The 285-nt window shown below is 55.1% G+C and carries 1 protein-coding gene; it reads left to right on the forward strand.

Translation table 11 applies throughout. The features are described 5' to 3' along the window. The coding region (locus HMPREF9163_RS11420; protein ID WP_009441969.1) for a terminase large subunit domain-containing protein at positions 1-285 on the forward strand (285 nt) is incomplete at both ends.

A 285-nucleotide genomic window follows, 5' to 3' on the forward strand; every position in this document is an offset into this window, starting at 1 on the left:
AGTTCATGGCAGAGGACGCGCACTATGACAAAGCTGCTGCGGACTATGCTATGGGCTTTATCGAGTGCCTGTGCCATACGAAGGGGACGTGGGCAGGAAAGCCCTTCGAACTCATCGACTGGCAGGAGCGCATTATCCGAGACATTTTCGGAATTTTGAAGCCGAATGACTATCGTCAGTTCAACACAGCGTATATCGAGATAGGGAAGAAGAACGGGAAGAGCGAACTCGCAGCCGCTGTGGCACTCCTCCTTTGCTGCGGCGACGGTGAGGAGCGAGCCGAGG

It is taken from the genome of Selenomonas sp. oral taxon 138 str. F0429, from assembly GCF_000318175.2.
Taxonomy (GTDB): Bacteria; Bacillota; Negativicutes; order Selenomonadales; family Selenomonadaceae; genus Centipeda; species Centipeda timonae.